Raw genomic sequence first — 25,919 nt, forward strand, 5'->3', positions numbered from 1 at the left:
ACGAGAGGGGAGATGAAAGAGGAAGGGTGATTCAGGTTTCGTGCTTTTCGTGTCTTTCGTGGTTTTAGATTCGTTCGGAGCAACTCTCCAGATGCGAGGCTAGCGAGCGACAACGCCCCTATCCGCCGATATCCCGAGTCTTTTCTACGACAGCGCCTCGTAGCGGGAGCGTAAGTAGGAATCCGTCATGCCCGCGACATAGTCAGCCACGACGCGGTGGAGGCCGTCGCGTTCCAGGCGCGAGAGAGTGCGCACGCCGAGCTTTTCGGGATGGCTTATCAGGTCGGCAAAGACAGACTCCATCTGTTGGCAGGCGTTCTCATTGGCGCCATGCACCTCGGGATGGCGGTAGAACTTCTCGTAGAGATGCCTGCGGAGAGCGGCGTTGCGGGATTTGAGATCGGAGGAATATCCGATCAGACGGGTGGGATGATGACGAACTTCCCCGACGCTTGTGACGCCCGAGGCAACGATGGATGAATGACTTGTCTGCACAAGATCCTCAACCTCCCGGTTGATCAGGCAGCGGAGGAGGAACTTCCGATAGGTGCGGGGACCTGCAGAGCTGAGGGTCCCGGAGGATTCCGCGAGGGCCTTGGCATCGGCTTCGCGCCAGAGATCCAAGCTCATGAGTTCTTCCTGAGAAAGCAGGCCGGAGGCGAGTCCATCCTCGAGGTCATGACTGTAGTAGGCTATCTCATCAGCGATGTTCGCCACCTGGGCCTCCAGCGATGGGCTGGGATAGCGCGCGCCATCTGGGCTTACAATCTCGCGGTGATGCTTTTTCAATCCCTCAAGAACCTCGTGGGTGAGGTTGAGTCCCTGGTGCTGGGGATAGCTTTCCTCAAGTGTCTCGACAACGCGGAGGCTCTGCTCGTTGTGATCGAATCCGCCGTGATCCTTCATCAGGCGATCGAGCGTCTCCTCTCCGGCATGACCGAAGGGAGGATGTCCCAAGTCATGTGCCAGGGCGATGGCCTCGGCCAGATCCTCGTTCAGTCCGAGAGCCCGAGCGATGGTCCTGCTGACCGAGGCTACCTCGATCGTGTGGGTCAGGCGTGTGCGGTAATGGTCTCCCTTGCCGTTGAGGAAGACCTGCGTCTTCCCGTCGAGCCTGCGGAAGGAGGTTCCGTGAACGACCCTGTCACGATCCCGCTGGTAGCACGAACGAAAGGAATGCTCCGACTCGGGCAGCAAGCGTCCTGCACTCTCCGAGGCCTTCTGGGCGAAGGGAGCGAGAAGGGCTTCGCGTGGATCGGATGAATGTGTCATGGAACGGAGTTATGAATTCTCGCGCAGAGGCGCAGAGAACGCAGAGGAAGAATCTTTGATTGAGCAGTAAGAAATCGATTAGGGATTCAAGTCGAAGGCATTACCTGTTTTCTGTTTTTTTACAAATATCTCCGCGCCTCTCTGCGTCTCTGCGGGAGATCTCCTCGGCTAAACGTTGAAGCGGAATTCCATGACGTCTCCGTCCTTGACCTCGTATTCCTTGCCCTCGATGCGGAGTTTGCCCGCTTCGCGGCACTTTGGAGCAGAACCGAGTGAGTCCAGGTCTGCGAAGGCCATGGTCTCAGCGGCGATGAAGCCGCGCTCGAAGTCGCTATGGATGACGCCGGCAGCGGCAGGGGCCTTGTCACCGGTGCGAATGGTCCAGGCGCGGGTCTCCTTAGGCCCGTAGGTGAAGTATGTGCGAAGTCCCAGCAGGGCATAGGCTCGGCGGATGAGCTTGCCTACACCACTGTCGGAGACACCCAGTCCCTCCAGATACTCCTTCGCCTCTTCGGGCGGAAGTTCGGAAAGTTCGCTCTCGATCTGGGCGCTGACAACGACCGTTCCGGTACCGTGATGGGTCGCAGCGTACTCGACGACGGCCTTCACATGGGGATTGGTGGAATAGTCACCCAGCTCAAGTGGCGCGAGATCCTCCTCGCGCACATTGGTGGCAAACAGTACAGGCTTGGCGCTGAGAAGGAAAAAGCCGGCCATCAGCTTCTTCTCGTCATCCGTCAACTGAGCTGTGTTGGCGGGTTTACCCTCGTTGAGGTGAGGGAGGAGCTTTTCTCCGAGTTCGATCTCGGCCTTGGCCACCTTGTCGCCGGTGCGTGCGGCCTTGGTCTGGCGCTCGATCCGTTTCTGGACGGTGGCCATGTCAGCGAGGACAAGCTCGGTCGTGATGATCTCAATGTCGCGAACGGGATCGATCGATCCGGCCACGTGATGGATGTCCTCGTTCTCGAAGCAGCGGACTACCTGGACGATGGCGTCGACCTCGCGGATGTGTGCCAGAAACTTGTTTCCCAATCCCTCTCCCTCGCTGGCACCCTTCACGAGGCCGGCGATATCGACCACCTCGATGGCGGCCGGGATGACCTTCTCGGAGGAGGCAAGCTCCCGCAGACGCTCGAGCCGCGCATCGGGAACGTTCACCACGCCGACGTTCGGCTCAATAGTGCAGAAGGGGAAGTTTGCCGCCTCGGCCTTACGGCTCCGGGTGAGGGCGTTGAAGAGAGTTGATTTGCCCACATTGGGGAGTCCGACGATTCCTGTTCTTAACATCTAACCTTGCTACCTGAGGCCGGGCCGGGGAAAAACTTCTTTCACACACTAAAGCAAAAAAACTTTTCCATGAAAAAAACCCTCAAATCACTTTCTTCGCTTGTTTCGACGATGGACAACCTCCTGCGAACAGGTGAAATCAACGATTATCCAGGAGCTGTGAATGGTCTCCAGATCGAAAACTCTGGTGCAGTCACAAGGATCGTTGCCGCTGTGGATGCCTGTGAGGAAGTCATCCGCGAGTCATCCAGAGTCCCGGGTACGCTCTTGCTGGTCCATCACGGACTCTTCTGGAACGGAGTGCAGACTCTGACCGGGGCCCACTACCGCAAGATCAAGGCTGCCCTGGATGGAGACCTCGCTCTCTACAGTTCGCACCTTCCCTTGGATCTCCATCCGAAACTCGGGAACAATGTCCTCCTGGCCAAGGCTCTGGGTCTGACCGCTATCAAGCCGGCTCTGGAGATGAAGGGGCAAGCTGTCGGCGTGCTCGGAAAGGTGAGGGAGATGAAACGCGAGGCCTTTGCCGAATTACTATCAGGCGCTGTAGGTGGTGACGTGCATCTGGCTCCCGGCGGTCCTAAGATAATCAAGACTGTTCTTGTGGTCACCGGGGGGGCGGGCAGCGAGGTAGCTCGGGCAGCAACGCTTGGGGTTGATGCCTTCGTGACAGGGGAGGGGCCCCACTGGAGCTACACAGCCGCTGAAGAGCTGGGGATCAATCTCTTTTATGCCGGTCACTATGCGACGGAGACCTTCGGGGTGAAGGCCCTGGCTTCACTTGTTGCCACTCAGGCATGTCTCCCCTGGAGCTTCCTTGATCATCCCACAGGGCTCTAAAAGACAATGACATGGTGAATGTCGTGCCTAAGCCTCTCTTCCTGGAGGTTCCTGAGAAAGGGACGTCTGTTTGTGAGCATTCCTGTCTGAGCTCATGCAAAGGAAAAGCCGGACCGACTGAACGGCCCGGCAATCCATAAGCTGGGGGGAGAAAAGCGCCCAAGGCGCTTTTGCCTGAATTACTTGCTCTTGCCGACGGTGGATGGGCAGGGATTCTGGCAGCACTGTTTGTGGCAGCATGCGCCGAGGCTGAGGGCTACCGTTGCAAGCGCAACGATCGCCGCGATCTTGGTGATGGTCATAATAAATTCGCCTCCTTTGTAAGCTGGTTGCCTCCTTCAAAGCTAATTCATCCACTTCTCCTGTCCAGTATTGGGGAGATGTTTTTTTCCTTTGATAATTAAAAGTTGCTGTTTTTTGATTAAATGGCCCAAAAGTTGCTTGCAATCTAATCTCTCTGTTTCATGAATAAGAAATGGCCGGAATGGAACTCATCGCTGGGGTTGCCCAGCAGCAGGTGCTTTCCCCGCAAATGCAGCAGAGTCTCCAGCTGCTGCAGACTCCTGTGGCAGAGCTTCGTCAGATGATTGCCGCAGAGTTGGCCGGCAATCCTGTTCTGGAAGAAGAAGATTTTCTAGGGGGACCCTCTGATTCAGATGAGGATCCTCATCCCCATTCCCTTCCCAAAGAGGAGAATGATAGAAGGGCGAGAGATAATGAATTTTCCTTACAGGACGAGTGGCGCGATTATCTGCCTCAGGCTTCAGCCCGACCTGCCTATTCCGCGGAGGATGAGGAACGCCGGAGATTTCTTTTTGAATCGCAAGTCTCAAGGCCGACGCTCAGGAGCCTCGTGATCGATCAGGCGGCGGGTTTTCCTCCCGAAGAACGGCACCTTGTCGAACTCATTGCCGGAAGCCTGGATGAGGATGGCTATCTGAGAATGACCGTTTCGGATCTGGCTACAGCGGCAGGAGTTCCCGAGGCGCCCATGGAGGTTGTGTTGAGAAAGGTCCGTGAATTCGAGCCTCCGGGAGTGGCGGCCTCTGATCTCGCGGATTGCCTTCTTCTCCAGCTCTCGAGACGGAGTGAGGGGAATGGCCTAGCTGCCCGGATCCTCAGCCACCATCTCCCCCAGTTGGCCCGTCACCGCTATGACGAGATCTCCCGAGATCTCCGTGTCCCCGTTGCTGATGTCACCGCAGCCGCACGACACATCGCAACACTGGAGCCGAAGCCCGGGCGTCCCTTTGCATCAGCCGATGAGCAGGGTGTCATTCCCGACCTGATCGTCATTCCGCAAAAGAATACTGAGACTGAGGGGGGGGGTGATACAGGAGGATTTTCGGTACGTCTGAATGAGGATGAACTTCCCCGCCTCAAGATCAGCAATGATTACAAGGAGCTGCTTGCAGAGCGCGGTCAGAACGAGGAACTGCTGCTGTACCTTCGCGATAAGATCAAGGGCGCGCGTTTTTTTCTACGCAGTCTTCAGCAGCGTCAGCAGACCCTGCTTGCCATCGGGAACCAGATCGTTTCCCGGCAGGAGGAGTTTTTCCGTAAGGGGGCCTCTGCCCTGAAGCCCCTGATCATGGCTCAGATCGCAGACGCCGTAGGCCTGCATGTCACCACCGTCAGCCGCGCCGTCTCTGGAAAATACATGGATACGCCCCAAGGATTGTTCGAGATGAGATATTTCTTCACCCCTGGATTTCAGAACTCCGACGGCACTGCAGTCAGTAATGAGATGGTGAAAGGGGCAATCCGAGACATGGTGGACAAGGAATCCCCCCGTGCCACACTGAGCGATCAGGAAATCGTTACAGAATTGGAAGCGAGAGGACTGAAGGTCGCCCGCAGAACTATTGCCAAGTACCGCGAACAGCTTGGGATTTTACCGAGCCATCTGAGAAAAAACTGATAAGTCTGTAAGATATGACGCAATCATCCATCACTGAGCAGGAGGTCAGGACAATCCTTTCCACTATTCCCTATCCGGGCTTCACCCGTGATATCATTTCCTTCGGTGTGGTGAAGGGGGTCACGCTGGGGGATGAGCTCATTATCCAGATGGTCCTCTCCACGAATGACACTGGCGTGGCTTCGGAGTTGAGAAACCGAGTGACTCAAGCGCTCAGCGCTTCATTTCCAGGGATTTCCTCGAAGGTTCTTCTCGATGTCCAAGCGCCGGTCCAATCCTCGGGGCAGGGGCCTATTCCTATTCCTGGGATCCGTCATGTGATTGCGGTAGCCAGTGGAAAAGGAGGGGTTGGCAAATCGACCCTCTCAGTGAATCTCGCGGCTTCCTTGGCTTCCAGAGGGCTCAAGGTCGCGCTTTGTGACTGCGATCTCTATGGCCCGAGTGTCGCGCTCATGTGCGGTGCCAGTAAGCGTCCATCTTCCGACGAACAGGGAATGATCATTCCTCCGGAACATCATGGAATGAAGATCATGTCGATGGGGCTTCTGCTCGAGCAGGATTCTCCAGCAGTCCTGAGAGGTCCCATGGTGACGCGTTACACACAGCAGTTCCTGAGGAATGTCGCTTGGGGAGAAATCGATGTGCTCATCCTCGATCTGCCTCCTGGAACGGGTGATATCCAGTTGACCATCGTTCAGACGATCCCCCTGACCGGTGCTGTGATCGTGACAACGCCTCAGGAAGTCGCGGTGATTGATGCGCGCAAGGCTGTCTCCATGTTTCAGAAAACGAATGTCCCGATCCTGGGTATTCTTGAAAACATGGCCTATTTCGTGGCGCCGGGTGATACGACACGGCACGAGATCTTCGGGTGCGGCGGTGGTGTCAGAGAGGCAACCCGGCTGGGGGTTCCATTTCTCGGTTCGCTGCCCCTAGACCCTGAACTGAGGATCGCTTCTGACAATGGTGTCCCGTTGGTGCTATCGCATCCCGAACTCCCTGTTTCCAGCCTGATTCAGAAAGCCGCGGAATCCCTCTTGCCGGTGCTTCGCTGACCCTAGGAGTAGGTTTAAAAATCTACCGCTCCAGCATGCGCAAGGCATTCCTTGCAGAGCCAAGAAGCGCGGCCTCGTCATTCAGGACGACATTGATAGGCATCGTCTCTAGGAGTGCCCTGAGCCGTCCTTTATTTAGAAAGCTTTCCAGGAAGAGCGGACGGCGGAGAAGTCGTAGGATCTTCGGTGGAATCCCCCCTCCGAGGAAGACTCCGCCCGTGGCCATGGTCTTGAGTGCCAGATTGGAAGCTTCTGCGCCGAGTGTCCGGACAAAGAGATCCATTGTTGAGATACAGAGTGGGCACGATCCGTCCGCTGAATGCCTGTCGATGACTGCCGGGCCATCCTGCTCCATCATCTCGAGGGCGATTTCAGGATTTTCGACTCCACGCCCAGTGTCGCGGAGAAAGCGGTAAATGTTGGTGATTCCCATACCCGAAACCACGCGCTCGAAGCTGACGCTGCCGTATTCGCGCCGAAGGAAGTTGAGCAGATCTTGTTGGAGTTCGTCCGTGGGGGCAAAGTCCGCATGCCCCCCTTCGCTGGCCCAGGGTGTATGGCGTGTGCCGTCCCAGAATAGGCCTGCCTCACCCAGTCCCGTTCCGGGAGCTATGACGCACTGGTTCCCGGCCTGAGAACCGGAACCCGCCTGGAGTGGCGCAAGGTCGGTTTGACGCAGTGCCGCAAGTCCATAGGCCGTCGATTCGAGGTCGTTAAGCACCTCGACGCGTGGGACGCCGAGGAGCTTCGGAAGGGCATTGATCTCGATTTTCCAGCCAAGGTTAATTGGCGTGACGTCGCCCGCGATGTTGGGTCCCGGTACGCCAAAGCAAGCTGTCCTGAGTGGGGATTCTAGGTTGAGATCCTTGAGAAAAAGGCCGACCATTTCCTCGAGAGAGGAGTGGTCCGCGCTATGGAATTTCGCGAAATGCAGACGGGTCATCTCCGCGTCGTTGCGGAAGACGGCCACGCGGAAATTGGTCCCGCCCAGATCTCCTGCGAGAATCAGGGCGGGAGAATCTGACATATACTGCAGAGGTCTAGAGACGGATGACCTTGGCGGTCGAGATATCAGCGTCAGATGTCACCTTGGCAAGCAGAGCCTCATCCGGTGCGGAGTCTAGGTTGAGTAGGGTTAGAGCCTGTCCGCCGACTTCATTTCGGCTCAGCGACATACTGGCAATATTGACGCTGTTCTGGCCGAGGAGGGTTCCAAGATGGCCGACGATGCCCGGACGATCCCGGTTCTCGAGAAGGAGGATGATGCCTGAGGGCACTCCCTCGACAAAGCGTCCGTTGATCGTGACGATGCGCGGCTTGGAGCCGTAAAGCGTGCCGCCAACGGATGCCGTGACGCCATCCTGGGTGATGGAGGCCTCGATGAGATCGGTGAATTCTCCCGCTTCGCTCTGGCGTGTTTCGATGACTTCAAGTCCCAGGTTAGCGAGGATGGCGGGGGCATTGACGGGATTGACATCGTTGCCATGGGTATAACGAAGGAATCCGGTGATGAGTTCACGGGTGACGGCCGTGAGATCTTGCTCGACGAAGCGACCGCTGAAGCGGATGGAAAGCTTCTCGGCGCGCTTGGGTGCGATCTGCGCCAGGAAGAGCCCGAGTTTACCTCCCAGTTCGATCCAGGGGCCGAGAATGGAAATGGTCTTGGCGTCGATATTCGGCATGTTGACGGAGTTGCGGATCTCACCCTGGAGCAGGGTAGCGCGTACAGCTTCGGCAATCTCGATGCCGACGAGTTCCTGAGCCTCTGCCGTGGAGGCACCGAGGTGAGGGGTGAGAACGAGATTCGGAACATCGCGGTGAGGCCATTCAGCGGGAACGGGCTCAACCTCGAAGACATCCAGGGCCGCACCGCCGATCTGGCCGCTCTTGAGTCCCTCGGCGAGGACATCCTCATCGATCAGTCCTCCGCGGGCGCAATTGACAATGCGGACGCCTTTCTTGAGCAGGGGAAGCTGTTTGCGACCGATCATGTGCTTAGTCTCTTCGGTCAGAGGCATGTGGACGGTTATGAAGTCTGCTTGAGGCAGGATGTCATCCACTTTGTCGACCACTTCGACCTGCAGGGACTTTGCCTTGCTGGCTGAGATGTAAGGATCGTAGGCAAGCACTTTCATGCCGAAGGCGATCGCCCGGCGGGCTACCTCGGTGCCGATGCGGCCCATGCCGAGGATGGCGAGGGTCTTGCCGTGAAGCTCGACACCCTCGAACTTTTTGCGGTCCCACTTACCGGCCTTCATGCTGGCATCGGCTTGGGGAATAAAGCGAGCGGTCGCCAGCATGAGTGAGAAGGCGTGCTCGGCCGTGGAGATCGTGTTGCCACCTGGGGCATTCATGACAATGACGCCGTGCTTGGTAGCGGCTTCCACGTCCACGTTGTCGATGCCGACACCGGCGCGTCCGACAACCTTGAGGTTTTTGGCAGCCGCGAAAACGGCCGGCGTGACCTTGGTCTGGCTACGGACCACCAAGCCGTGGAATTCGGGAATGATCGCTATCAGTTCCTCCTCCTTGAGGCCTGTCTTCACCACAACCTCGATAACACCTCCCTCGGCAAGGGCTTCCACTCCACGTTGGGAAACCGGGTCTGCGACGAAAACTTTTGGGATGCTGCTCATGATGAGATGGTGATGAAGTGTTGTTGGTTTGATCCTTCCGGCGTCTATTTGGACAAGCGGTTCAGAAGCAATTATTCATTACTAGGACTTGTCATTATCCGCAAACCGGAAACAAAAAAATCGCTCTCGCTGTGGCTTTTGTCTTTAAATTTCAAGATCGCTTTCACAAAGCCAAACTCCTTCTTTCTCATTGCCCATGAACAATCCTGAATCGTCGAAAGAAGCCAGTGATGAGTTGCGACCGGATGGAACACATGATGAGGAAACCGCTTCGGAGTTATCCCAGGTGGAACCTCAGCTTAGGCGCCGTCGACGCTCAGATCGCAATTCCCCAAAAGGTCTGTTTGCGAGGGCTGGTTCCCGTGACAGGGGTCGGTCTAGGGGTAGGGGAAGGTCTTCGAAGCGATTGGATGCCGAGCGCTTCATGGTGATTAGCAGCTTTATCCTAATTGTGGGATTGGCAGCCTTCGGCGGTTATTGGTTCGGCTCGAAATCAGTAACTTCGGGCAGGGCCGATGTATCGGCACCGAAATATGAAGAGGTTGTCCCTTCGGCAGAATCAGATTCCCTGGTGGATTCCGGTTTTGCTGAACTCAGTAGCGGAGATTTCCGCAAAGCTTTCCTGGATTTTCAAAAAGTCCAGGAGTCTCAGGCAACACTGCCCGGCATCGATTTTCTGGTAGGCAATTCCGCGCTCCAAGCCGGTGAAGTGACTCTCGCAAAAGAATCCTTGGGGCATGCTATTTCCAAGAACGAAATGGATGCTGAGGCACGTGTCCTGATGGCTCTCATTACTCTCGAAGAATCCGATAAAAACAAGGATCAAGGGGGACCTAATGGAGGACAAATGACGGATCCTCTCGTGACGGCCGAATCGGAGCTGCGTCGCTATGCATCGACTCATCCGACGACTGCCTCCATCTACCGCAAGTGGGCTGAGATTCATCGACATAGGGGAAGCTATCGAACCGCCGCTGACCTCCTGCACAAGGCGGTGATCCGTGCTGATCTTGACGACAATATTTCTCTTCTCTCCGCGAAGGAGATTCTGACGAAACTCCAGAATCAACCTTCAAAAGAGGCTCCTTCGCTTGCGCTAATCACCTCAATGTCCGGAGAACAGGCGATGGGAGCTGCCCTCAGTGCCCTGCAGAATAAATCGGGATCGGATGCCGTTTTTTTCCTGGAACGAGCAAGGGAGTATTATACACCCCGAATTTTCAAGGAACTCATGAAGGATATTGCTTTCGATGAGTACAGGACCGACCCGAAATTTGAAAAGTTCCTGAAATCCAGGTCTCCATAACCCTAGGATTTTCTGATTTGCTTGTGAAAAATTTCACAAGCTCCCAAAAAGCACTTGCCAGACGCGTCTCGCTTGATTGTTATCCGAGACTCATTTTTCTGACTTTCCCGAACTTCGACACATGGTTTTTTCACTACTCCCGATAGCCAGCGCGGAACTTTCCGCGGAGACGCCTGAGTTCCTGACTCATTCCTTCCTGGCCTGGTTCACCAATTCGATCCTCGTCACGGCGATCGTACTCGGGGCCATCATGTGGATCGTCCGCTCCTGCACCCGCAAGATCGAAGTCATCCCGGGGGCTGGTCAGAATTTTCTCGAGGCGGTCGTCGAGGGTTTTTACGGCGCCGTGGAGGGGATTCTTGGCGACAAGATGACACGGAAGTCTTTTGGCCTTCTTGGAACACTTTTCATTTTTATCCTGATCTCGAACTGGTTCGGCTTGCTGCCAGGCGTGGGTTCGATCGGTTGGCATGAGGGGGACAAATTCATTCCTCTCCTTCGCCCGGGGACCGCAGACATGAACATGACCATTGCCATGGCTACGGTGTCGATGGTTCTCTGGTTTTACTGGACGATGCAGGTCACCGGACCGGTTGCCTTCATCAAAGAACTCTTCGGCGTGAAAGGTGGCATGTCCGGACCAATTCTCTTTCTCCTGGTGCCCCTCTTCCTCTTTGTGGGCGTGCTGGAGGTTGTTTCCATCCTAGTTCGCCCCGTCTCTCTCTCGCTCCGACTCTATGGAAATATCTTTGCCGGTGAGAACATGCTCGCGACGATGATCAATATAGGACAAATTTTTCATTTCCCCCCTTGGCTCTCCTCGGTCCTGAGTTGCATTGTCCCCATTCCCTTCTACTTCCTGGAATTGCTTATCGGATTCCTCCAGGCAATGGTCTTCACTCTCCTGATTCTTGTGTACCTCCAACTCTCGACAGCGCACGAGGAACACTAAGCTTATCTTTTAAAGACTTTTGGCAGCCGGGACCATGCGAGACGTGGACGACTGCCGGAAACAAAACAACAACAAACCAACACATCACATGCTCATCAACATTCTTGCCGAAGCCCTGACTTCGGCCAACACGATCACTGGTAGTTTCACCCTCGGCGTTGCCGGAGCAGGGTCCGCCATCGGTATCGGTCTGATCGGAGCTCGCATGGTCGAGGCGATCGGCCGTAATCCCGCCACTCTTCCCAAGGTGCTCATGATCGGCATTCTGACCATCGCTCTGGCCGAGGCCATCGCGATTTTCGGTCTGATCTTCGCATTCCAGGGCAAGTAATCCTTCTTGGGCGGCGCCCCGTCAACGAGGCGCCGCTCAACCTTTTTAATAAACCAAAAAACATTATCGGGAGAATCTAACGGAAGATGGAAATTTTAAAACAATTCGGAGTTGATTGGCCGCACTTTATTGCCCAGTTGGTTCTTTTCCTCATCGTTTACTTTGTCCTGAACCGCTTTGCCTTCGCTCCGTTGCTGAAGGTTCTGGAAGAACGTCGCAAGCGCATTGAGGAAGGACAGCTCAATGCTGAGAAGATCAAGAAGCAGCTTGCCGAAGCGGAACTCCGTTATCAGGAGATTCTCCGGAAAGCCAATGATGATGCTCAGGTGATGATTGAGGAGTTACGCAAGAGCAATGAGGCATTTTCCCAACGGGAGATGGAAAAAGCTGTCAAGGAGTCAGCCGCTATTGTGGAACGGGCTCGCCACGAAATTACTTCCGAGCGCAACCGCATGGTCGACGAAGTAAAGCGAGAGATGGTTTCTCTTGTCGTCAAGACCACGGCCCAGGTCGCAGGCAAGGTTCTCTCACCCGAAGATCAGAAGCGCCTCAGTGAGGAAGCCTCCAAGGAACTCGCTTCCTAGGGCAATCTTGATCCGCTTTCCAGGAAACTCCCAACGTACCAACCACGATGCAGATCCCCAAGGATGCCAAAATTAAGTCCAGGGAACTCTTCGAGTCCTCACTCGATGACTCTGGACGCCCTGACAGTGCCAAGGCACTCTCCATCGCTGACCTCGTTGTGAATGCCGCCCCGCGTCACTCCGTTCAGATCCTCAGGGAGTTTGCGCGCCTGATCCGACTCGAGACAGCCAAGCATCACGCCGTGATCGAAAGCGCCGCCCTTCTCGACGAAGGAACCCGCGACTCGATTCTCAAGTCCCTGCAAGAACGGGATGGGGGAGCCGTCACGGTCGAAGTGAAAGTCGATCCAGTACTTATCGGCGGCGCTCGCATCCGTCTCGGAAGTGAAGTCTGGGATGCCTCGGTGCTGTCCCGTCTCTTAGCCCTGAATTCCTAATTATCACCATTGCCTGTTAACCCTTCCTCTTCCTAAAACTCACCTTTCAACACCCACAAACCATGAGCAACCTCCTGCAAGAACTTGAAGCAAAGATCAGCGGTCTTTCCAACGCAACCGCTGCCAAATCCAATGTCGGAACCGTCCGCGAGATCGGAGACGGTGTCGCCCGCATCGAGGGACTCGGCGGCGTCATGCTCAACGAGATGCTCGAGTTCCCTGGTGGGATCTACGGCATCGCGCTGAACCTCGAGGAGACCGAGGTTGGAGCCATTATTCTCGGAGATTACACATCGATCTCCGAGGGGGACGAGGTGAAGACCACCGGGCGCCTGCTTGAGGTACCGGTCGGCAAGGAACTTCTCGGTCGCGTTGTTGACTCACTCGGACAGCCGATTGATGGGAAGGGACCCATCCAGTCGAAGACCTTCTACCCCGTCGAGAAGACAGCTCCCGGCATCATTAAGCGTCAGAGCGTCAGTCAGCCTCTCTGCACCGGCATCATGTCCATCGACGCGATGATTCCTATCGGTCGCGGTCAGCGTGAGCTTATCATCGGTGATCGAGCTACTGGCAAGACGACGATCGCCATAGACACGATCATCAACCAGGCAAACATCAACCGCTCGGGTGAGGCCTCCGGAGATCCTTCCTTCCGTCCTATCTACAGTATCTATGTTGGCGTTGGTCAGAAGAATGCGAACATCGCCCGTGTCGTCGACACGCTCTCCTCCCACAATGCCCTCCAGTACACGATCATCGTCTCTGCTCCCGCATCGGACAGTGCTTCAAACCAGTACCTTGCCCCCTTTGCCGGCGCGGCGATGGGAGAGTGGTTCATGGATAATGGCATGGATGCCCTGATTGTTTTTGACGATCTCTCGAAGCATGCCGTGGCTTATCGTCAGATTTCTCTGCTTCTCAAGCGTCCTTCGGGACGTGAGGCCTATCCCGGTGATGTCTTCTACCTTCACAGCCGTTTGCTCGAGCGTTCCGCCCGTCTTAGTGAGAAGGCCGGAAACGGATCCCTCACGGCCCTTCCAATCATCGAGACCCAGGCTGGTGACGTGTCGGCCTACATTCCGACAAACGTCATTTCGATTACGGATGGCCAGATCTACTTGGAGACCGATCTCTTCTACCAGGGTATCCGACCAGCAATTTCGGTCGGTCTTTCAGTCTCTCGCGTCGGTTCCGCAGCGCAGATCAAGGCGATGAAGCAGGTTGCCGGTAAGCTGAAGGGCGATCTTGCCCAGTTCCGCGAGCTAGCCGCCTTTTCCCAGTTCGGGAGTGATCTGGATGCCCGCACCAAATCTCAACTCGATCGCGGAGGGCGCATCGTGGAACTCTTCAAACAGCACCAGTATCACCCGCTTGCCGTGGAGCTTCAGGTTGCCATCCTCTGGACCATGCAGAAGGGGTACTTTGATGCAGTCGCGGTCGATCGGGTCAAGGACTTCCAGGATCAGCTTTCCCAGTTCCTAAACTCCCGCAAGGAGTCCCTCCTCGCACTTATCCTCAAGAAAGGTGCCGTTGATGCCGAGATCGAGAAAGAACTGACTGCGGCATTGGAAGAGTTCAAAGTCATTTTCCGCTAAAATAACCATATAACGCATACTGGTAGCTTATGGCTAATACCCGCGACATCCGCCGACGCATTAAGTCGGTCAAGAACACTGCCCAGATTACGAAGGCAATGCAGATGGTCGCCGCATCCAAGATGCGCAAGGCTCAGCAGGCTGCCATGGCTGGACATCCCTACTCCCTGGTTCTCAACAGGGTCCTTGTTTCCCTGCGGGACATGGTGAGCGCGGACTTCCATCCACTGCTGGAGGTCCGGCCGGTGAAGAAGACGCTGGTCCTGCTTGTCACCTCTGACAAAGGGCTCTGCGGCGCTCTTAATACCAACGTGCTTCGAGAGGCGATGCTACTCGACCAGGAGAAGACTCTCTTCGTTGCCTCCGGAAAGAAGGGAGCCTCTTTTCTGGCAAGAACAGGGCGCAACATGATCGCTGATTTTGCACTGCCCGACAATCCAACCTTCCTTCAGACAAAAGCGATTTCTAAATTCTGCTTGGAGAAGTTCCTCTCCGGTGAAGTCGACCGCGTGGAGGTGCTCTATCCGAAGTTCGTTAACACGCTGGTTCAGAAGCCGCTCCTGGTTACTCTACTTCCCATCACGGATGACAAAGCCGCAGGAGTATCCCAATCGGTTAGTGAACAGGTGGCTATAGAGGCAACGGCAACAACGGGAGCCCAGTTTCTGTTCGAACCGAATGCGGATGAAGTCCTCAATTCCGTTCTTCCCTATTACTTTCACTTCGAGGTGTTCCAGATGATCCTCGATGCCCGAGCTTCGGAACAGAGCGCCCGCATGGTTGCGATGAAGAGCGCGACCGACAATGCGAAGAGCCTCGTGAAGGATCTCACTCTTGAGTACAACAAGGCCCGTCAGGCCAGCATCACCACCGAACTTCTCGAAATCACAACCGCCCAGATGGCTCTTGCGTAAAAGCTAAAAACTTAAGCCCTCGAGAGTCCGAAACAAACCTTTCCAAATTCAATAACCCCAACAAAAAAGCTCATGAGCAACACAGGCACCATCGTTCAAATCATCGGCCCGGTCATCGATGCCGAGTTCAACACCAAGGAGGGCAAACTGCCCAAGATTTATGACGCCATTGAGGTCGACTACACGGTCGACGGCAATCCGGCCAAAGTGACCCTGGAGGTCCAGCAGCACCTTGGAGAGAACTGGGTGCGCGCCATCGCCATGTCTTCGACCGAGGGACTCAAGCGCGGAATGCCTGTCCGATCCCTGGGTAAGCCAATTTCGGTCCCTGTCGGTGAAGGCGTTCTCGGCCGCATCTTCAATGTCCTTGGAGAGCCCTGTGACGAGCGAGGCCCCGTCAAGGCGGACAAGTATCTTCCCATCCACCGCAGTGCTCCTCCTCTTGTCGATCAGGATACCAAGGCACAGGTTTTGGAAACTGGCATCAAGGTCATTGATCTGATCTGTCCCTTCACCAAGGGCGGCAAGGTCGGTGCCTTCGGCGGCGCCGGTGTTGGAAAGACTGTCGTCATCATGGAGCTCATCAACAACATCGCCAAGGGCCACGGTGGTTATTCCATCTTCGCTGGTGTCGGTGAGCGTACCCGTGAGGGAAACGATCTCTACGGTGAAATGATCGAGTCCGGAGTTATTGCGGTCCAGAAAGATGAAAAGGGTCACCCGGTCAAGGATGCCGATGGCAACTTCATCTTCCTGGAAGAGGGTTCCAAAGTGGGCCTTGTCTACGGACAGATGAGCGAGCCCCCCGGAGCGCGTCTTCGGGTCGCCCTCACGGCCCTGGCCATGGCCGAATACTTCCGTGATGAGAAACACCAGGACGTGTTGCTCTTCGTTGATAATGTTTTCCGCTTTTCGCAAGCCGGATCCGAGGTCTCCGCGCTGCTTGGCCGCACGCCAAGTGCTGTCGGTTATCAGCCGACGCTGGCCTCAGAAATGGGCATTCTCCAGGAGCGCATCACCTCGACCAAGGATGGGTCTATTACCTCCTTCCAGGCCGTCTATGTCCCTGCGGACGATCTGACCGATCCCGCCCCCGCCAATACATTTGCCCACCTGGATTCGACGATCGTTCTCGAGCGTTCCATCGCAGAACTTGGCATCTATCCTGCCGTTGATCCTCTCGCTTCGACCTCCAAGGCTCTTGCCCCAGAGATCGTCGGTGAGGAGCATTATGGTGTTGCCCGCGGCGTCCAGAAGGTGCTCCAGCGCTACAAGGATCTCCAAGACATCATCGCCATTCTCGGCATGGACGAGCTTTCCCCCGAGGATAAGCTGACCGTCTATCGCGCGCGAAAGATCCAGCGCTTCCTCAGCCAGCCTTTCCACGTTGCTGAAATCTTCACTGGTTCCAAAGGACAGTACGTGGCGATCGCCGACACGATCCGTGGATTCAAGGAGATCCTTGAAGGAAAAATGGATGAGATTCCCGAGGGTGATTTCTACATGAAGGGCGGAATCGACCAGGTTATTGCAGCGTCCAAGAATTCCTAAATGAGCTCACTCCAACTCGAGATCGTCACTCCGGAGGCTCGCGTTTTCACGGGAAGTGCGCAGATGGTGATTGCTCCCGGGGTGGAAGGCGGTCTCGGCATCCTGCCGGACCATATGCCTCTCATGACGGAAATTATTCCTGGGGAGGTCATTGTAACCACAGAAGATGGCGAACTCTCCTTCGCCGTGGGCGGTGGCTTCCTGGAGGTCCTACCGGATCGTGTCTCCATTCTAACAGATATGGCGATCGTCGAGGCGGAGATCGACGAGAAGGCCGCCGAAGAAGCGGTAGCCCGTGCCGAACAGGAAATGCGCGACAAGGTTCTCTCCGGTGAGGAACTTGCCACAGTGCAGGCCTCCCTGCTTAGGTCCTTCGCGCAACTTCACGTCAAACGTCGTTCTCATCGGTAAGGGATCCTTATCCCTTACCCTTATTTCTTGTTAAGGGCAGATGCCAGTTGCCCCCTCAACCTGCTGTGAGTTGCTGGCCCAGTGTCTGGAATCGGGCCGCTTTCTGATCGGCCAGATTCTTCTGCGCTCCGACTTTACATTGCGTCACGTCGAGGACGCTGATCGTGAAGACCTTGATTTCTTTAACGCAGCCACTGATGCGAGGCTTATTGCGCGTTATAATGACCAAGAAGAGTTCCGCCCCCTGAAAACGGCACCGAACCTGAGGCGTGGCTGGCTACTCAAGCTTGGCTCACTCGAGGAGATGGAACGTGCGATCGAATATTTTTATCCTGCAGCTCTTGGGCTCTGGCTTTCTTTCCTCAACGGGTCCCTTCAGCCTACGAGCCTTCGTCAGACCTTGGACCGCCAGACGGGAATGTACCGGATCACGCAATTATTGAAGCCCGATCAAGCCCAGGAGCTTGTGGCGAAGTGCTGCACCTCCGACGGAGGATGCCTACGTACCATTCTGTGGGATCTGGCTCCCAGTGAACCGCTCTCAGGTTTTCCTGCCGAGAAGCTCTCCCTTGACATGCTTCCCACTGACCGAATTCCGCTGATCTGCCGCGAACTCTGTAATCTGGTGGTCGCGGCCGCACGTCCGATTGCCAAGGGTAACCTTCCCAAGAAGGACTGAGGAGAGAGGTTTAAGGACAAAGAAACCAAGAACGAAAGGATTAGTCTCTAACACGCCATGCCTGCCTCAGAAGCAATAAGGCTCTACAGGGCAACAAGCGTGCTTCCGGTAAGTTCGCCTGATATCTCGGATGGAGGGCTTGCTGTGAGGGGTGATAAGATCCTTGGCGTGGGTACCTGGAAGGATCTGGTTCAGGAGTATCCCGGCGCCTCGCAGGAAGATCTCGGGGAGGTAATCCTAATGCCCGGGCTGATCAACGCCCATTGCCATCTCGACTACACGATGATGCGGAGCGCCCTCTTTGGAGGAGGCTCGTTTGCCGAGTGGATCCAGCGTCTTAATGCCATGCGTCGCTCTCTGGACCAGAGGGATTATCTGGATGCAATAGCAGCTGGATTGAAGGAACTTCATCAGTGGGGCTGTACTACGGTCCTGAATATAGAGTCCCTTCCAGAGTTGGTGCCCTTTCTTCCCGAATCCCCGATCAGGGTTTGGTGGTTCCTCGAAGTGATGGATGTGAGGAGTCGCCTCCAATCAGCAGAGGCCTTGGCAGGGGCAATCTATTTTCTCGAGAAAGCGGGTGAGGGGTTAGGAGGATTCGGGATCTCGCCCCACGCTCCCTATACCGTCTCCCGCGAGCTTTACGAACTCTCCTCGACCTATGCTCTCAAATATCAGCTTCCACTCTGCACGCATCTGGCCGAGTCCGAGGAGGAAATGAGTATGTTTACGACGGGTGACGGGCTTCTCTACGAATTTTTACGCTCCATTGGTCGTCCGATGGAGGATTGTGTGGGAATGACCCCTATTCAAGCAGTGCTGGGGAGGGAGCTTGTTCCCGAGGGATCGATACTCGTTCACATGAATCAGCTCGATAGTAAAGACCGGGATTTGTTGAAACGTACGGCCGGACGTTATCCCGTGGTGCATTGCCCTAGGACCCATGCGTTTTTCGAACGCCCCCCCTTTGATCTGAATTTCTTCCGAGAAAGCGGGATTCCTCTCCTCTTGGGAACTGACAGTCTGGCAAGCAATCAGGATCTCAATATGTTTGCCGAAATGAGGACTCTGTCCGAATCTTTCCCCATGCTGGATCCGAGCGAAATTATTCGCATGGTGACGACAGCCCCCGCTGCCGCGATCGGACGCGCCGGAATGCTGGGGGAGCTTTCACCGGGAGCTCTTGCGGATTTCATTGCTATTCCCGATCCGGCACCGAATGCCGGGTTAAAAGGAGTTGAGGAACGGGTGCTCGCCAACCGGACTCCTCCGACTGTATGGATCTCGGGTCAATGATGAGTATTCTACGGTCGTTTCTTGTTCGGATATCTTCAAGGCCTTGGTTTTCAAGCCTTCTCCTCGGACTTGTGCTCCTTACGGTGGCTGCCACCTACGCTCAGGTCCTGAGCTTCCATTTCCTGCCGTTCTGGGACGACGACACCAATATCCATCGGAATCCCCTCTATGCTCCGCTTGCGTGGGGAAGCATTGCCACTTTTTGGAAGGCTCCCTTCCAGCAACTCTACATTCCCGTCACCTATTCCATTTGGGCGGGACTTGTCGCCCTCTCACGTATCGCGGCAGGTACATGCATCAGTTTTGGGCCGATCAATGCCGCACTTTTCCATGGAACGAATCTTAGCATTCACCTCCTCTCAACCGGCATGGTTTTTCTCATTGTTCGTAGAATGCTGGGTGCGCGCTGTTCTACTGATTCGATTACTTCACCACGTATCGTTCTGGCTTCTGCTGCTGGAGCCCTTGCCTTCGGTCTTCATCCGATCCAGGTCGAGGCGGTCGCTTGGGTCTCGGGATTGCGAGACCTTCTGGGTGGTGCATTTTCTCTTGCTGCCCTGGCTCTTTTCCTTTCATGGCTTGATCACTCCGGAAGGTATGCCCGTCAGGTCTTCCGATACGCTGCGGCCACCCTTCTACTGCTCTTGGCCTTCGGTTCCAAGCCGGGGAGCGTCGTTACGCCAGCTCTGGCACTTCTCTGCGGATTCTGGCTTCTACGGCTCAGGGGACGTTCGCTCAAGCCCCTTCTCTGGCTGATTCCCTGGTTCATTGTAGCTCTTCTGGAGGTGATGATGACGTCCAAGGCACAGCCGGCTGCGGAACTTGCTCGTTCACTGGTGCCTCTCTGGGCGAGGCCTCTGGTGGCTGGTGACGCGGTCTCCTTTTACATCTGGAAACTTCTCTGGCCTGCGGACCCCTGGGGGCTGTGTGCTGATTATGGGCGTTCCCCTAACTCCCTGATGCAGGCAGGCGTTCTCTACTGGAGCTGGCTGATTCCAACGCTCCTTGCGCTCCTGCTGGCATTCTTCAAAAAACTCCGTCCTTACCTGCTTCCGGCCACGCTGATGGTCATCGGAGTTCTTCCAACGCTGGGTCTTATCCCTTTCAACTTCCAGGTAGTATCAACGGTTAGCGACCGATATCTCTATCTCGGCATGCTGGGGCCGGCACTGGCCTTTGCCATGCTGATCAGCGATGCACGTCCCCGGATTGCCATTCTTCTGGCAGCTGTTTTTCTTCCCTTTTGGACAATCTTGTCGCTGCTTCAGATGCCGCAATGGGAAGCCGGCGAGTTTTTCTTTCCTGCGACGTTGGCCCGCAATCCCACCAGCTGGAAGTCCCGACATAACTATGCCTGCACGCTGGATGCCCAGGGGAAACTTCCCGATGCTTTGAAGGAGTTTGTGGAGGCGATCCATCTGCGCCCCTCGAATGCCGAGGCCTACAACGACATGGCCCTCACCCTCTTGAAGATGGGACGCCGTCAGGAAGCTATCCAGGAGTTCCAGCAGTCCCTCCAGGTGAGGGCGACAACTGGGGCCGCACGGAATCTTGCGGCAGCCCTGCTGATGAATGGCGAAGCGGCAAAGGCAGCTCAAGTTTACCGACTTGCGATGCAGATCGACCCGGGTGACCTGCAGGACCAGCGCTCGTTGGCATGGTTGCTTGCAACGCACCCCGACGGCACGGTCCGCAATGGGCAGGAAGCTGCGGCCCTTTCCAAACAGATCGTGGAAGCGACGAACGCGCAGGTTCCACTCTTTCTTCTCACGTATGCCGCGGCCTTAGCCGAATGCGGCACTTTTGATGAAGCCGCTCGGGTTGCCACAATGGCGGCATCCGCCTATGAGCATTCCGGTGATCCCTCGATGGCAAAGATGATTCAGACAAGGGTGCTTCCTGCACTTGGTGCTCATCAGCCAATCCGAGATAATCCTACCCTCAAGTAATTCGGAACAGGATCTTCTTGATCTCCGAGCCTGCAGAGTTAACTCTCCGCCTCCATGACTGCACGCTCACGCTCCAACAACAGGGCTTCCGACAAACTCAGGGAAGTCACCTTTCAGACCGGCATCGCGCCCCAAGCTTCCGGCTCTGTGCTGATTTCCTTCGGGCGCACTCAGGTTCTGTGCGCCGCCAGCATTGAGGAGGGAGTGCCTCGCTGGATGAAAGAGCAGGGTGTCACAGGGGGTTGGCTGACCGCTGAGTACTCAATGCTTCCTTATTCTACCGCACCGAGAAAGCAGCGCGATAGCTCCCGCGGTAAGATCGACGGAAGGTCAACGGAGATTCAGAGACTCATTGGCAGATCCCTTCGCGCTGGAATCGACCTTGAGGGTCTGGGCTCCCGAACTCTCTGGGTTGATTGCGATGTCCTTCAGGCCGATGGAGGGACACGTACGGCATCCATCACCGGTGCCAGCGTCGCCATTGCTCTTGCCTGCAACAAACTGGTGAAGGAGGGGAAACTTGCCAAGAGTCCCGTGTCGCGACAGATCGCGGCCGTGAGTGTTGGCGTCGTCAATTCCGAGGTTCTCCTCGATCTGGATTATCCCGAGGATAGGGATGCCGAAGTCGATCTCAACCTCGTGATGACAGGAGATCTGGAGTTCATTGAGTTGCAGGCATCCGGTGAGGAGAATGTCTTTGGGGATGCCCAGTTAGCCACGATGCTGGATTATGGACGCCGCGGGATCTCCGAGTTGGTCGCCAGGCAGGAAGAAATTCTCGCGGCAACGCTTTCCTAAAGCGAAAATCGCCTCAAAAATCCTTGACCCCGAGGGTGACAACTGACCATATAAACGACTCAACTAATTTCATTATGTCTAGAAAGTGCTCCATTACCGGTTCGCGTCCCGTGCGCGGTTCTAAAATTCACCGCAGAGGTCTCGCCAAGAAAAAAGGGGGTATCGGCATGCACGTCACTGCAGTGACGGCCCGTTATTTTACCCCGAACCTTCGCAACAAGCGGATCTGGGTTCCCGAACTCAAAAAATTTGTGACGGTCAAGGTCACGGCCCGTGCCCTGAAAACCATTTCGAAGAACGGTGCTCACGCCACTCTTTCGAAAGCTGGGCTTATCTAAGCAAGATTATTTAACCAATCACCATCAAACAACCCCCAACCAAAGAAAGGATCCAATACCATGTCATTCAGCGCAGTCAGCAAGAAAAGCGGCAAAACCTATTTCCTTCATCAACGCCTCCAGGAGCTTCGTGGCGGTCAGAAAGTGACCCTTTACTACTTCGGTGGTGAGGCCAAGGAAGGTGCTATCGATGCACTTCCCGCAGGTTATGAAATCTCCGAGAACGAGCGCACCGGTCTTCCTCTCCTAAAGAAGAAGAAATAAGCGTTTCCAAAAGTTTCCTCCCCGAGGATACGGGCGCCGAAGAAATTCGGCGCCCGTTTTTTTGTTTCTTGCCAATCGAGGAGGGGGTTTGACCCCATTGCCGTAAGCGTTTAAAAAGATAAGATGAGTATAGATAGCAATTACGCGCATCCCGATGCACTAGTCACAACGTCATGGATGGCCGACCATCTGAAGGATCCCGGCATCCGAATCATCGAGAGCAACGAGGATATCCTTCTTTATGATATGGGGCATGTTCCGGGAGCCGTGCATATCGATTGGCAGCGCGATCTGCAGGATCACACGATTCGTGATTATATCCAGCCCGAGGCCTTTGCGGCTCTCTGCTCGAGGAATGGGATCACCCCGGAAACAACCTGCATCTTCTACGGTGATAAATCCAACTGGTGGTCCTGCTATGCCCTCTGGGTCTTCCGCCTCTTCGGTCATGAGAAGGTCAAGATCATGGACGGAGGACGCGACAAGTGGATCGAAGAGGGCAGACCGCTGACCCGTGAAGTTCCCCATTATGAGAAGACGGACTATCCAGCGCCCTCGAAGCGACGTGATGCCGAAATTCGCGCTTTTTATGACGACGCCCTTGCCCAGAGCCGTGGCAACCTTCCTCTGATCGATGTCCGCTCCCCGGGAGAATTCAAGGGACTGGTGACCCACATGCCGGAATATCCCCAGGAGGGAGTGCTACGAGGTGGTCATATTCCTGGAGCCTATGGTATCCCCTGGAAGCAAGCCGTGAATAACGACGCGACTTTCAAGAGTGCCGAGGAACTCCGCAAGATCTACCAGACCGATCTTGGTCTCAAGCCCGATGACCAGATCATCGCGTATTGCAGGATTGGCGAACGATCCAGTCACACGTGGTTCGTGCTGAACTATCTCTTGGGATTTGATAAGGTGCGGAACTACGACGGCTCCTGGACGGAGTGGGGGAATCGTGTCGGCGCGCCAATCGAAAAGTCCCTCTAGGATCCTTGCGATGTCTTATCCCTCGAAGCTATCCGCGATCATCGAGCTTTTTTCTGGTCTTCCCGACGCGGAGAAACGCGAGACCTTGATCGCCTATGCCGATCAGGCAAGGTCCCAGGAACCGAGAGATGGGGAGACGTTTGATCTTGAGGATGTGCGCAAGGACGAGGAGTGCACCGACACCGTGGCGATCTATCTCCGTCTCGACGATCAGGGAGGAGCCCACTTCAGAATATCTCTTGGTCCCCAGGTCCAGACGCTGACACGGGCCATGAGTTCAATCCTCTGCAAGGGGCTTGAGGGAGTTTCCCCAGCGGACATCCTGGAAATTCCTGCGGATTTTGTTCCGAAGATCGTCGGCGCTGAGCTTGTCCGTCTTAGAAGTCAGACCGTTTATTATCTGCTCACTCGCATTAAAAGCGTCTCCAAGGTCTGGTTGCAGCGCCAACGCAACGCGACTCAAGACACCAACGGTTAATCGCCTTTCACTGAAGGTGCCTCGCTGTTTTATCCTCAAGCCTGACGGGATCGGAGATTTCTTTCTGGCCTCGGGAGTAGTGCGTCTCATGGCGCGGGAGTTTGGTGAGGAGAATCTGACCATAGCAGTACTCCCACTCCTAGAGTCGGTTGTGAGAGGTCAATTTCCCAAGGCAGAGATCGTGATTCTTCCCATCCGGAAGCAACGGGTCATTCTGAATGTCTTTGTTGCCAATTGCCTTCGCTGTTTTCCCTCGTGGATCAAACTCCTAGGGACACGAGTGGATACAGCGATCTCCCTGCGTCATATGCGGGACTATCTGCAGAGCTTTCTTTTCTACAGCGTGCGGTCTGGAAGGAGGTTCATGGCCTCGAATCTTCTTTTAGGAAATGGGCGTCGGGTCCGGCGCTGGACGGAGCAATCAATGAATGCCATTTTTTCCACGGAGATCGCGTATTATCCCGAGGCAAGACCCGGGATTCCGAGTGAGTTAGAAGCACATCGTTTGCTTGTCTCGGCGGCCCTTAGCCGAAACGTTGATCCAAGTGAGATCTGGCCCGAACTGAAAGCGGTGAATTCTTCCCCGATCGACTCCCGCTACTTTGTCTGTGCTCCATACTCCAGTGACATCTGGAAAAACTTTCCAGAGCATCGCTGGATCGAGCTCTTTGTCCTTCTGGATGCTCAAGGACGGGGGGGAAGGCTTCGGGACCTTGTGCTGACAGGCTCCCCGGATCAACGGCAATCCTTGGAAGCCTTTGGAATAATGATCCGAAAGGCCCTTCCTGAGACGAGGATCAAGATTACTGTCCTGATTCCCGAGGATCTGCAGGGATTCATCAATCTCCTTGCTGGTGCTGATTGTGTATTCACCGTCGATACCGCCGCAGCCCATGGCGCGACGGCCCTGGATTGCCGAACCTTAATTCTGTTCTCGGGTCTCCATCAGGGGATGTTCGCACCTTGGACCAGGAGCAATCGTCAGCACTGGATCCTTCCCAAGGAATCACCAAGCGATAAGCAATGGCACGAGGCCCATACGTCTTCCGAGATCATGGAATGCCTTGAAAATATACTGTCAGCTCCCTGAGGGGGCTCCGTTTTTTACTCTCTACGAGATGTTTTTTGATTGCAGCAGGGGAGGTGTCGGTGTTTGATTTTTTGTTCCATTGATCCAGCGTAGCTCAGTGGTAGAGCGGTCGGCTGTTAACCGATTGGTCGTAGGTTCGAGTCCTACCGCTGGAGCCAATTTTCACACTTTCCATGAACACCCACTACATCGAAGAGGCCTCCAAGGTCATTACAAACAAGCAGCAGCTCGTCAACATGGTGAGCAAGCGTCTGCGCGAGCTCTCCGCCGGAAGCCGCCCCATGATCGAAGTGGACCTTCAGATGGGACTTGCAGACATTGCCCTAGCTGAAATTGCAGCAGGTAAGCTCTCCACAGAGCTTACTTCGGATTCGGAAACCTTACAGGCGGCCTAAAGCAACACGCGCTGGCATTCGGTGTTATCGAATGCCACATGACGGGCTTTGAAACGGATGTTTGCTCACTCCAAGCATGGGTTCTGACATCGTCACCAACCGCAAAGCCCTCAGGGATTACCAGATCCTTGAGAAGTTTGAAGCCGGCATTTCTCTTGTCGGAACCGAAGTCAAGTCGCTGCGAGCAGGCAAGGCTGATCTTCTGGGATGCTATGCAAAAGTTGAGAAGGGTGGGGTGTTTCTCTATGAGGCCACGATCCAAGTCTACGAGAAGGCCAGCCACTCAACCCATGATCCCAAACGCCCCAGGCAGCTTTTGCTAAACAAGGTCGAGATTCTCAGGATGCTTGAGCAGACTACCCGCAAGGGACTGGCCCTGCCCGTGCTGCGCCTCTACTGGAAGAAAGGGCGCGTGAAGGTCGAAATCGGTCTGGCTAAGGGAAAGCATGCCGCTGATCAGCGCCAGGATCTCAAAAAGAAAGCCGAGCAGCGGGAGACAGACCGTGAGGTCGCGCACTTCAAGCGGGGTAAATAGTAGCATTTCCTCATT

General features: G+C 55.3%; 28 protein-coding genes and 1 tRNA gene. 25 read left to right on the forward strand and 4 right to left on the reverse strand.

Annotated elements, in window-relative coordinates; all coding sequences use genetic code 11:
• Positions 1-144: 144 nt before the first annotated feature.
• Both K8R57_03075 and ychF read right to left on the reverse strand, forming a co-directional pair.
• A complete protein-coding gene (locus K8R57_03075; GenBank protein ID MCE9587279.1) occupies positions 145-1,272 on the reverse strand; it encodes a deoxyguanosinetriphosphate triphosphohydrolase in 1,128 nt (375 codons plus the stop codon).
• Between the two features lie 168 nt (positions 1,273-1,440).
• Positions 1,441-2,559 carry a redox-regulated ATPase YchF gene (ychF, locus tag K8R57_03080; protein MCE9587280.1) on the reverse strand — a complete coding sequence of 373 codons (1,119 nt, stop codon included), beginning with the start codon at positions 2,557-2,559 and terminating at the stop codon, positions 1,441-1,443.
• 69 nt (positions 2,560-2,628) lie between these two features.
• On the opposite strand from ychF, the gene K8R57_03085 reads away from it, so the two are divergent.
• The 4 genes from K8R57_03085 (at position 2,629) to K8R57_03100 (ending at position 6,375) form a co-directional block, all read left to right on the forward strand.
• Entirely contained in the window at positions 2,629-3,399 is a 771-nt protein-coding gene (locus K8R57_03085) for a Nif3-like dinuclear metal center hexameric protein (protein ID MCE9587281.1), read from the forward strand.
• A gap of 170 nt (positions 3,400-3,569) precedes the next feature.
• Positions 3,570-3,803, forward strand: coding sequence for a hypothetical protein (locus K8R57_03090; protein MCE9587282.1), 234 nt, complete (start codon positions 3,570-3,572; stop codon positions 3,801-3,803).
• An 80-nt stretch (positions 3,804-3,883) separates the two neighbouring features.
• Positions 3,884-5,320 (forward strand): RNA polymerase factor sigma-54, encoded by a 1,437-nt coding sequence (gene rpoN, locus K8R57_03095; protein ID MCE9587283.1) that lies wholly within the window; start codon positions 3,884-3,886, stop codon positions 5,318-5,320.
• Between the two features lie 14 nt (positions 5,321-5,334).
• Positions 5,335-6,375, forward strand: coding sequence for a P-loop NTPase (locus K8R57_03100; protein ID MCE9587284.1), 1,041 nt, complete (start codon positions 5,335-5,337; stop codon positions 6,373-6,375).
• A gap of 22 nt (positions 6,376-6,397) precedes the next feature.
• Here the strand turns inward: K8R57_03100 and glk are convergent, their stop codons facing one another.
• Both glk and serA read right to left on the reverse strand, forming a co-directional pair.
• Entirely contained in the window at positions 6,398-7,384 is a 987-nt protein-coding gene (gene glk, locus K8R57_03105) for a glucokinase (GenBank protein ID MCE9587285.1), read from the reverse strand.
• A 31-nt stretch (positions 7,385-7,415) separates the two neighbouring features.
• Positions 7,416-9,011 (reverse strand): phosphoglycerate dehydrogenase, encoded by a 1,596-nt coding sequence (gene serA, locus K8R57_03110; GenBank protein ID MCE9587286.1) that lies wholly within the window; start codon positions 9,009-9,011, stop codon positions 7,416-7,418.
• A 424-nt stretch (positions 9,012-9,435) separates the two neighbouring features.
• Here serA and K8R57_03115 point away from each other — a divergent pair, with 424 nt between their 5' ends.
• From K8R57_03115 to smpB, 21 genes are all read left to right on the forward strand, one after another.
• Positions 9,436-10,317, forward strand: coding sequence for a hypothetical protein (locus K8R57_03115; GenBank protein ID MCE9587287.1), 882 nt, complete (start codon positions 9,436-9,438; stop codon positions 10,315-10,317).
• Positions 10,318-10,438: 121 nt separating this feature from the next.
• Complete coding sequence (gene atpB / locus K8R57_03120) at positions 10,439-11,269, forward strand: F0F1 ATP synthase subunit A (protein MCE9587288.1); 831 nt, start codon at positions 10,439-10,441, stop codon at positions 11,267-11,269.
• A gap of 88 nt (positions 11,270-11,357) precedes the next feature.
• Positions 11,358-11,600 carry an ATP synthase F0 subunit C gene (locus K8R57_03125; protein MCE9587289.1) on the forward strand — a complete coding sequence of 81 codons (243 nt, stop codon included), beginning with the start codon at positions 11,358-11,360 and terminating at the stop codon, positions 11,598-11,600.
• A gap of 86 nt (positions 11,601-11,686) precedes the next feature.
• Positions 11,687-12,184: a F0F1 ATP synthase subunit B gene (gene atpF / locus K8R57_03130; protein MCE9587290.1), complete on the forward strand. Its 498-nt coding sequence runs from the start codon at positions 11,687-11,689 to the stop codon at positions 12,182-12,184.
• 47 nt (positions 12,185-12,231) lie between these two features.
• Positions 12,232-12,621 carry a F0F1 ATP synthase subunit delta gene (locus tag K8R57_03135; GenBank protein MCE9587291.1) on the forward strand — a complete coding sequence of 130 codons (390 nt, stop codon included), beginning with the start codon at positions 12,232-12,234 and terminating at the stop codon, positions 12,619-12,621.
• A gap of 62 nt (positions 12,622-12,683) precedes the next feature.
• Positions 12,684-14,219 (forward strand): F0F1 ATP synthase subunit alpha, encoded by a 1,536-nt coding sequence (atpA, locus tag K8R57_03140; GenBank protein MCE9587292.1) that lies wholly within the window; start codon positions 12,684-12,686, stop codon positions 14,217-14,219.
• Positions 14,220-14,248: 29 nt separating this feature from the next.
• Positions 14,249-15,133, forward strand: coding sequence for an ATP synthase F1 subunit gamma (gene atpG, locus K8R57_03145; protein ID MCE9587293.1), 885 nt, complete (start codon positions 14,249-14,251; stop codon positions 15,131-15,133).
• Positions 15,134-15,205: 72 nt separating this feature from the next.
• Entirely contained in the window at positions 15,206-16,684 is a 1,479-nt protein-coding gene (gene atpD / locus K8R57_03150; GenBank protein MCE9587294.1) for a F0F1 ATP synthase subunit beta, read from the forward strand.
• Complete coding sequence (atpC, locus tag K8R57_03155) at positions 16,685-17,095, forward strand: ATP synthase F1 subunit epsilon (GenBank protein MCE9587295.1); 411 nt, start codon at positions 16,685-16,687, stop codon at positions 17,093-17,095.
• Between the two features lie 40 nt (positions 17,096-17,135).
• Positions 17,136-17,774 (forward strand): hypothetical protein, encoded by a 639-nt coding sequence (locus K8R57_03160; protein ID MCE9587296.1) that lies wholly within the window; start codon positions 17,136-17,138, stop codon positions 17,772-17,774.
• Positions 17,775-17,831: 57 nt separating this feature from the next.
• Entirely contained in the window at positions 17,832-19,070 is a 1,239-nt protein-coding gene (locus K8R57_03165; GenBank protein ID MCE9587297.1) for an amidohydrolase family protein, read from the forward strand.
• Between the two features lie 83 nt (positions 19,071-19,153).
• Positions 19,154-21,019, forward strand: coding sequence for a tetratricopeptide repeat protein (locus K8R57_03170; GenBank protein MCE9587298.1), 1,866 nt, complete (start codon positions 19,154-19,156; stop codon positions 21,017-21,019).
• Positions 21,020-21,073: 54 nt separating this feature from the next.
• On the forward strand, positions 21,074-21,817 hold the full coding sequence (gene rph / locus K8R57_03175) for a ribonuclease PH (protein ID MCE9587299.1): 744 nt from the start codon (positions 21,074-21,076) through the stop codon (positions 21,815-21,817).
• A 74-nt stretch (positions 21,818-21,891) separates the two neighbouring features.
• Positions 21,892-22,155 carry a 50S ribosomal protein L28 gene (gene rpmB / locus K8R57_03180; GenBank protein ID MCE9587300.1) on the forward strand — a complete coding sequence of 88 codons (264 nt, stop codon included), beginning with the start codon at positions 21,892-21,894 and terminating at the stop codon, positions 22,153-22,155.
• A 60-nt stretch (positions 22,156-22,215) separates the two neighbouring features.
• The gene (locus tag K8R57_03185) at positions 22,216-22,419 is read left to right on the forward strand and encodes a hypothetical protein (protein ID MCE9587301.1); all 204 of its coding nucleotides are present in this window, start codon (positions 22,216-22,218) and stop codon (positions 22,417-22,419) included.
• A gap of 123 nt (positions 22,420-22,542) precedes the next feature.
• The gene (locus K8R57_03190) at positions 22,543-23,406 is read left to right on the forward strand and encodes a sulfurtransferase (protein ID MCE9587302.1); all 864 of its coding nucleotides are present in this window, start codon (positions 22,543-22,545) and stop codon (positions 23,404-23,406) included.
• A gap of 10 nt (positions 23,407-23,416) precedes the next feature.
• A complete protein-coding gene (locus tag K8R57_03195) occupies positions 23,417-23,884 on the forward strand; it encodes a SufE family protein (GenBank protein ID MCE9587303.1) in 468 nt (155 codons plus the stop codon).
• 16 nt (positions 23,885-23,900) lie between these two features.
• Positions 23,901-24,974, forward strand: a complete 1,074-nt coding sequence (locus tag K8R57_03200; GenBank protein MCE9587304.1) for a hypothetical protein — start codon at positions 23,901-23,903, stop codon at positions 24,972-24,974.
• 83 nt (positions 24,975-25,057) lie between these two features.
• Positions 25,058-25,132, forward strand: a tRNA-Asn gene (locus tag K8R57_03205).
• Positions 25,133-25,147: 15 nt separating this feature from the next.
• Complete coding sequence (locus K8R57_03210; GenBank protein MCE9587305.1) at positions 25,148-25,369, forward strand: DNA-directed RNA polymerase subunit omega; 222 nt, start codon at positions 25,148-25,150, stop codon at positions 25,367-25,369.
• A gap of 76 nt (positions 25,370-25,445) precedes the next feature.
• On the forward strand, positions 25,446-25,904 hold the full coding sequence (gene smpB, locus K8R57_03215; protein MCE9587306.1) for an SsrA-binding protein SmpB: 459 nt from the start codon (positions 25,446-25,448) through the stop codon (positions 25,902-25,904).
• The last annotated feature ends 15 nt before the right edge of the window (positions 25,905-25,919 follow it).

Source organism: Verrucomicrobiota bacterium, assembly GCA_021413925.1.
GTDB lineage: Bacteria > Verrucomicrobiota > Verrucomicrobiia > Chthoniobacterales > UBA6821 > UBA6821.